General features: G+C 26.8%; 6 protein-coding genes, 1 pseudogene and 1 other annotated feature. Of the genes and pseudogenes, 5 read left to right on the top strand and 2 right to left on the bottom strand.

From position 1 onward, the window contains the following. Both HMPREF0216_RS11235 and HMPREF0216_RS11230 read right to left on the bottom strand, forming a co-directional pair. Positions 1–952 (bottom strand): annotated as a pseudogene (locus HMPREF0216_RS11235) (IS1595 family transposase); the annotation flags it as partial. Positions 953–1,061: 109 nt separating this feature from the next. Further along, positions 1,062–2,408, bottom strand: coding sequence for an MATE family efflux transporter (locus HMPREF0216_RS11230; RefSeq protein ID WP_040419772.1), 1,347 nt, complete (start codon positions 2,406–2,408; stop codon positions 1,062–1,064). 80 nt (positions 2,409–2,488) lie between these two features. On the opposite strand from HMPREF0216_RS11230, the gene HMPREF0216_RS11225 reads away from it, so the two are divergent. From HMPREF0216_RS11225 to HMPREF0216_RS11205, 5 genes are all read left to right on the top strand, one after another. Continuing rightward, complete coding sequence (locus HMPREF0216_RS11225; protein ID WP_005214321.1) at positions 2,489–3,307, top strand: MerR family transcriptional regulator; 819 nt, start codon at positions 2,489–2,491, stop codon at positions 3,305–3,307. 227 nt (positions 3,308–3,534) lie between these two features. After that, a complete protein-coding gene (locus tag HMPREF0216_RS11220; protein WP_040419770.1) occupies positions 3,535–4,230 on the top strand; it encodes a hypothetical protein in 696 nt (231 codons plus the stop codon). A 99-nt stretch (positions 4,231–4,329) separates the two neighbouring features. Next, entirely contained in the window at positions 4,330–5,211 is an 882-nt protein-coding gene (locus tag HMPREF0216_RS11215) for a hydrogenase small subunit (protein WP_005214316.1), read from the top strand. After that, entirely contained in the window at positions 5,208–6,623 is a 1,416-nt protein-coding gene (locus tag HMPREF0216_RS11210) for a nickel-dependent hydrogenase large subunit (protein ID WP_005214314.1), read from the top strand. The genes HMPREF0216_RS11215 and HMPREF0216_RS11210 overlap by 4 nt, the downstream gene beginning before the upstream one ends. Positions 6,624–6,863: 240 nt before the next feature. Then, entirely contained in the window at positions 6,864–7,652 is a 789-nt protein-coding gene (locus HMPREF0216_RS11205) for a M15 family metallopeptidase (protein ID WP_005214313.1), read from the top strand. A 164-nt stretch (positions 7,653–7,816) separates the two neighbouring features. Next, positions 7,817–8,086 (top strand) — a binding site (T-box leader). Positions 8,087–8,131 lie beyond the last annotated feature (45 nt).

Raw genomic sequence — 8,131 nt, 5'->3', positions numbered from 1 at the left:
TCTGTTTTAAATAATTGGCTCCATTTATACCAGAATAAATAGTTAGTTAGGTATTTTGTTGAAACTCCATTGAATTTATTTATCCATCTTTTTAAACTGCTATGAAAGGCATTAACTCTTTGAATATTATAAATATCCACAGTTTTTCTTCCACCCCTAATTTGATGTAATTCAAAATTACGTTGAGCTGCAAAGGGGATATAGCTCCTATGCTTATCAGTACATAATATAGAATTCTCTTCAACAACATCTGATAGAGCCCTATTTATATCAGTATATTTAGGTCTACCATCACATATTAAACCAGTATAAATATTTCCTAATCTATCTACACCACACAACACACAGGCAAATTCCTTTGATATACCCCTTATATTTATTTCTTTGCCACGCTTTCTTGGTTCTCTTGGCATAGTAAAATTAGAACTTTTACTGTGATTACCTTTATAGCTAATAGCAAAGTAGGTTTCGTCCAATTCAATAACACCTTCAAGAGAGCCATAACCAATAAACTTCCTAATTGCGTCTATAATTTTATGTCTCCAAAAGAAAGCTGTTGCAATATTAATTTCAACTATTTCAGCACATTGCCTAATAGATTGCCATTTACCATACATTGAGCATATAGTAACCATTTATCTATTCCCTTTTTGCTACTTGAAACAGGAGACTTAGAAAAGTCATTGAAAGTTTTTCTACACTCAGGATTCTGACATTTATATCTTTGTTTAACACCATTTTTGCCATGATATTTTCCATACTTAGATATTTTGTTATGATTGCAAAAAGGACAGCATTTTCCCTTATTAAATCTATTTTCAGTGATTTCTTTATTTACAGAGTTAGTAATTCCATTTGACATCAATACAACTTTCAAGAATTCAAATACCTTACCTTGCTCATATGTATTTAATTGTGAAACTTGTTGAATAACATTATTAACTCTTGGCATAAAAAACCTCCTAAATAGTAGTCATATTGTATATTATAACCATATTTATAGAGGTTAATCAAATTTCCACAGTTTATTAAAACAAAGCCTAACTATTAAATCTTAATATTTAATTAAGAACTAATTGTTTTTTGTACATATATTTTTCTTTATACTTATATACATAGAAAGCTCCTAAAAGTATAGTTATAATTTCAGAAAATGGAACAACAAGCCATACTCCGTTAATTCCTACTAGGTTTGGTAATAGTATAATACCAATAATAAATAGTATAAGTGTTCTCATTAAAGAGAGCATTGCAGATATTTTTCCATTAGAGAAGGCAGTAAACATACCTGTTATAAAAATATTAAAGCCAGTTAATAAAAAACTAAATGAAAAAATATTAAAGCCGTTTAATGAAATATTAAATACATCACTACCTTTGCTTGTAAAAGCTGATATTAAAAATTCAGATGATAATCTGGAAATTAAAAATGAAGCTATTGAAAATAAAAATACAATTAAAAAGCTATTTTTAACTAAACACCTTAATTGATTATTATTTTTGGCACCATAATTATAGCTTATACAAGGAGAGGCACCAGAAGTAAAACCTAAGTATACAGAGCATAATAAAAATTGAATATATAATATAATAGTTATTGCAGCAACGCCATCTTCCCCTAAAAGATTAATCATAACAATATTATAAACAAAAGTTGTTATAGCTGATGATAATTGAGTTACCATTTCAGATGAGCCATTAATACAACTATCTTTTATTACTTTAAAATCAAACTTTGGTTTTACAAAATGTAATAAATTATTTTTATTAAAAAAGTATAAGATTCCAACAAGTGATGGAATAGCATATCCAAGGCAGGTTGCAATAGCCGCGCCAGATACACCCATATTAAATTTAGCCATAAATATGTAGTCTAATACTACGTTTATAATTCCACCAACTACAGAGCTGATAAGACCAAGTTTAGCAACTCCTGCTGTTATTAAAAAATAATCAAAATACATTTTAAGAATTATACATGGTGTAAAAATTAACATAATAAGTAAGTAAGAATAACAGTCATTATAAAGAACTTCAGTTGAACCTAAAGCTAATATAATGTTTTTTATAAATAAAATACTTATAACTGCAATAATTAAACCACATATTAATGCACTTAAAGTAATAATTGAAAAATTCTCTCTAGCCTTTTTATTATTACCTTCGCCCATAGTCTTGGCTACAATAGCACTTCCCCCAGTGGCAAACATAACTCCTATTCCTATTAATAAGTTTATTATTGGAAAAACTATATTTATAGAAGATAAAGCATTTGAACTAACAAGATTAGATACAAATATTCCATCTATTATAGTATATAAAGAAAAAAACATCATCATTATAACAGTTGGTAAAGTTAATTTTATAAGAGATAAGAAAGTGATTTTTGTATCAAATAAATTTTTCATAAAGACCTCCATTTTAAAATAGTGATATACTGTATAGTAATGTATACAGTAACTGGATAGTCAATAAGGAGAGTTAAAATATGATTGAAAATAATAAAATTTATTTTTCTACAGGAGAATTTGCAAAGTTATGTCATGTAAATAAGAAAACATTATTTTATTATGATGAAATAGATTTGTTTAAACCAGAAAAAATATTGGAAAATGGATATAGATGCTATTCACATACTCAACTTGAATTATTAAGTGCAATATTTTCACTGAAGGATATGGGAATGTCACTTAAAGAAATTAAAGAATTTATAGATAAAAGAAATGCTGAAAATGTTATTAAAGTTTTAAAATATGAAGTTAGTCAATTAGAAAAAGAAATTTTAAAGCTTAAAAGAAATAAAGAAAGGCTTTTAAATAAAATTAAGATTATAGAAGAAGGTATAAAGTATAGTAATGAAATAATGTTAGAAGAACAAGAGGAAGAGTATTTATTGATAAGCGATCCTGTTGATAATACAAAGAAACATTATGATATTGAAAATTATATATCACATATAAATTATTGTTATGACAATGATTTAGGTATTGGTTATTCTGTAGGATCAATTATAAATAAGGAGAGGTTAGAAAATGAAAATTATTTAGAGTATAGTTATTATTTTACTAAGGTTAACAGGAATATTTGTGATGAAAATATAATAATAAAGCCCAAAGGACTATATGTAGTTGGATATTTACATGGGTATTATGATAAGGCTCCCAAATTATATAAAGAGTTAGTTGAATATATTAATAAAAATAATTTAATTATTATAGGAGATGCTTATGAACAAATATTAATTGATGAGGTTGTAGAAAAAAATATAGATGATTATGTAATAAAAATATCAATACAAGTAGCGTAAATAGAATGAAGTTATAACATCTTTATGTAAAACCATATTAGATGTTATTTTTTTATGGCTAAAAACGCTATATTTGTTCTATATTAATAATCTCTTTAGTAAAAAGAATAAATAATGCTATAACATGAGAATATGAAAAATATATATGTTGGACTTTGGATATTAAATAAGTCAAATCATTAGGATGAACATATTATAGTATATAAAATAATTTTTAGGTGAAAAAAGTGTTTGTAAGAAGAAGTAATGAGTTTATTATTCCAATAAAATATTTAGATATTTCTGAATTTGATATTAGTGAAGAAGCCTTTGATAGTAGAGAGAGTGAAAAAGATGCAAAAGATATTGAATTTAAACTTGAAAAAAAAGTGCGATATTTATTTTTTAAGCTAAGTGATTTAGTTAAAATATCTGAAAATGAGGACATATATTATATATGTGAAAGGGTTTTGGAATCAATTTCGTTAGTTCATGTAAATAATATACCTTGTTTTAAGGGAATTAAAGAAAAAGAAGTTAGTGAAATAGATGAAAAAAATTTTATTAAATATTGTTTAGGTAGTTTTAAAAAAATTTATGATTATCATGTAAATAAATTTAAATGTGATATAAATACTGAAAAAAATAATAAAACTTTAACGAAAAAGAAATTAGAAGTAAAACTTAAAAATATTGATAATGAAATAGAAGAATTGTTTGAGGAGCTATATGAAAAGGTAGGTTTTAAGAGTAATAAATATATATTAGATATTCATATATTTATGTTTACTAGTATATTAAATTTATTAATAGAAAATTTACCATGTTTTATAGAGGTGAAGAAGCAATTAAAAGAAACTGAGTTAAAGGCAATAATTAAGATGCATGTTATAAATTTTACTGAAGCATTTAATGAATGTAGTAAACAATTTAAGTGTTGGTAAGGTTATTTTAATAATTAGTAAAATACTTTAATTGGGTTTTAAGTTATATAAATTAAAATTAGAAATAAATTATTAGTAGTAATTTATTTGGGGTGAAATATGAAAGAGAGTTGTTTGAAGCAAACAAACCAAAAGGCAATTGATATAGCAAATAGAGCTATAGATGATGTAAAGACAGGGATTAAGAAAAAATTAAATGCAATTTGGTTAGAAACATCAGGTTGTTTTGGAGAAGTAATTTCATTACTAGATTCTGAAGAACCTGATGTTATTTATATGCTTAAAAGGTTTGTTAATATGCAGTTTTTTGGAAGTATAATGGCAGATGAAGGAGAGATAGCATATGAACGATTATTAGAGCTATTAAATGATGAGTTTGTTTTTATTATATGTGGTGCAGTACCTACAAAAGATAATGGATTATATACTACTATTGCAACATATAAAGGGAAAAAAGTAACTACTATGGAAGTAATTAAAAACTTAGCTGCGAAAGCAAAATATATTGTTACAATAGGAACATGTGCCAGCTTTGGAGGACCTACTGCGGCAAAACCTAATGAATCAGAGGCATTTAGCATTAGTAAATTTTTGAATAGGGAAGATGTTATAAATATACCTGGATGTCCAGCAAATCCAGTTTGGGTAATGGGGATATTAGGTTATTTAACTTCTATTGGAATACCTAAGCTGGATAATGAAGGAAGGCCAATAGATTATTATGGAGAAACTATACATGATAGATGTCCAAGAAGACGATTTTTTGATGCTGGTATTTTTGCAGAAAAATTTGGTGAAGAAGAATGCATGTTTATGATAGGTTGTAAAGGGCCTGTTACTTATGCATATTGCCCTGTAAGTAGATGGAATGGCACGGAAAATTGGCCTATAGGAGATAATACAACTTGTATAGGATGTGCAAGTCCAAATTTTCCTGATAGTATGGAGCCTTTTGTGAAATATGGGGGAGAGAATGTATGAGTAAAATAATAGTAGATCCATTAACTAGAATAAGTGGGACATTGGGAATAGAAGTTGAAATTAAAAACAATAAAATAATAGATGCGAAGGTAACAGGAAATCAATTTAGGGGTTTTGAATTAATGTTTAAAAATAGAGATCCTTTTGATATTATACGGCTTGCACCACGAATTTGTGGAATATGCTCAACCCATCATGCTTTAGCAGCAGCTTTAGCTATAGAAAATTCTATGAATATAACTCCAGACTTTAATGGAAAAGTAGTTAGAGATATAGCAAATGCTTTTGAATTTTTACAAAATCATATAAGGCATATTTACTTTTTTGTAATTCCTGATTATGTAAAAATGCTAAAAGTTAATCCTCTATATAAAGCTAAAGATGAACAATATGGGGATTATAGATTAAATGAAAATGATACAATAGTAATAAATGAGCATTATTTAGATGCAATAAAATATAGTAGAGAAGCTCATAAAGCTATTGGAGTTTTGGCAGGAAAGGCACCGCATTGTCATGGAATTTGGGTTGGAGGTGTAACTACTAATATTGATATTCAAAAATATGAATATATAAAATATAGTGTTTCAGTAATAAAATCTTTTATAGAAGAAAAGCTTATTCCAGATGTTCAGTTTATAGCTAAAAGTTATAATGATTATTTTTTAAAAGGAAAAGGGCATGGTAATTTAATGACTTATGGAATTTTTGATGAATATAGTGAACCTAAAAAATACTCTACTCCTAAAGTTAGAATAAATAATATAGATAATAGTTTAGAACTAAAAAATATAACTGAGCATATAAACAGTACTTGGATTGAAGGTAATAGTTCTGAATTAATACCAGGAACAAATGTATATATTAAAGGAAATCCATTAAAAAAAGAAGCATATAGCTGGATTAATGCACCAAGATATAGTGGTAATCCTATGGAGGTAGGAGCATTAGCTAGGATGACTTTAGCAAAAGAATATACAAAAGGAATTTCAGTAATGGATAGAATAGTTGCTAAAAGTTTTGAAGCTAAGAAAATGTGTAATATAATTGAGGGGTTAATATCATTACTCAATCTTAAAAATGCATTTCAAAAAGAATGGATAATTCCAAAAAAATCAGAGGGAATAGGTATTATAGAAGCTGAAAGAGGGTCACTTGGTCATTGGATTTCTATAAATGATAGCAAAGTTTATAATTATACTGTAATAACTCCATCAGCGTGGAATTTATCGCCTATGGATAATAAGGGGATTAAAGGAACTGTTGAACAAGCACTTATAGGAATGGAAATTGAAAATACATTATCTCCAGTTGAAATAGGAAGAGTAGTAAGAAGTTTTGATCCATGCTCAAATTGTGCAGCTCATGTAGTTAGTGATAAATATAAACAGCTTTATATAAAAATTGTATAATAAAAGTAAAAGTGTTAATAATCTCATAATAAGTGTTATTTTAATAAAAGTAATTTTGATATAATTAACTGTATAAATTTTAATAGGACTTTGTAATTAATTTGTAAATAAATATATTAAATAATATAGTATACTTATGATATATTATACTTAATATTAAAAAGGGCAATCTATTAGCTTTATCTGGTAAACTTAATGTAAAAATAAAAAGTATTATGATAAAGAGAAGAAGATAGCTTAGTGGACATAAAGATAAAAAATAGATTAAAGAGGGATAAGGAAAAGAAAATGAAAAAGATTTTATTAGTTATAAGCGCTTTAGGCATATTGGTTATAGCAAATATAGTAAAAAATGATATTTTTAAGATAAATACTAATTTAAATAGATCTGTTGATGTAGTAACAGATAATTCAGTAGTGGCAACAACAAATAATTCATCAACAGGAAATAAAAAGGAGAATATTTTAAAGAGTAATAGTAATTTAATACTAGTAAATAAGGAGAACACCCTTGATGAAGAGTATGTACCTAGTGATTTAACTATACCTAATATACGATTAACTACAGCAGAGGATATGACTGAATATGTAAGAGCAGAAGTAGCAACAGCGCTTGAGAATATGTTTAATGATGCAGAAAAAGATGGAGTATATTTAATTGGAATTTCAGGTTATAGATCATATGATTATCAACAAACAGTATATGATAATAATGTAAAAAATGAAGGGGAACTTAAAACAAGTCAATATGTTGCAGTTCCGGGAAGTAGTGAGCATCAAACAGGTTTAGTAATGGATGTTTTATCAAATGAATATTCTTCATTAGATGAAGGATTTGAAAATACAAATGCTTTCAAATGGCTAAGTGAAAATATGAGTAATTATGGATTTATACTTAGATATCCAAAGGGTAAAGAAGAGATAACGGGGTATGAATATGAGCCTTGGCACTTAAGATATGTAGGTGTTGATGATGCTAAAGAAATAACTGAAAAAGGATTAACTTTAGAAGAATATTTACAACAATAGGTATAACTACTAAGTAAAAAAATTATATAAATATTTTTTATATATTGACAAAACTTAATAAGAGAATATAATTGATTATAAAAAGAGATTCCTACTTTTTTACATTAGTAGGTATGAATTTACTTTATTAAATTGAAGTTTTAGAAAGTAAATTTTAATTAATATTTAAAGCTTTGAAGAGAAAGAGTAGAATTAATGGAGTTTTATAGAGAGGTCCCGGTTGGTGAAAGGGGCAAAACGAGTTAATTTGAATACATCTCTGAGCAGCACTCCGAAAGATAACAACCAGTAGGCAGATGTCGTAATGTACACGTTATAGTGCTAGAGTATAACCAAAGGTTTATTTTATATTTTTGGCGTACTTGAAGAGGTTGTTATTGTGAAGTAATGATAAATTTAGGTGGTAACACGTGAGTATAGCTCTCGTCCTATTTGTATAGGATGAGGGCTTTTTTGTGTGTGCCCAGCATGGGCAACAA

This window comes from Clostridium celatum DSM 1785 (assembly GCF_000320405.1).
Taxonomy (GTDB): Bacteria; Bacillota; Clostridia; order Clostridiales; family Clostridiaceae; genus Clostridium; species Clostridium celatum.
The sequence above is the reverse complement of the archived record's forward strand: the minus strand, read 5'-3'. Positions and strand labels throughout refer to the sequence as shown.

Coding starts and splice junctions, on each gene's coding strand:
- HMPREF0216_RS11230 (WP_040419772.1), bottom strand. CDS start 2,408: ATGAAAAATTTATTTGATACAAAAATCACTTTCTTATCTCTTATAAAA.
- HMPREF0216_RS11225 (WP_005214321.1), top strand. CDS start 2,489: ATGATTGAAAATAATAAAATTTATTTTTCTACAGGAGAATTTGCAAAG.
- HMPREF0216_RS11215 (WP_005214316.1), top strand. CDS start 4,330: ATGAAAGAGAGTTGTTTGAAGCAAACAAACCAAAAGGCAATTGATATA.
- HMPREF0216_RS11210 (WP_005214314.1), top strand. CDS start 5,208: ATGAGTAAAATAATAGTAGATCCATTAACTAGAATAAGTGGGACATTG.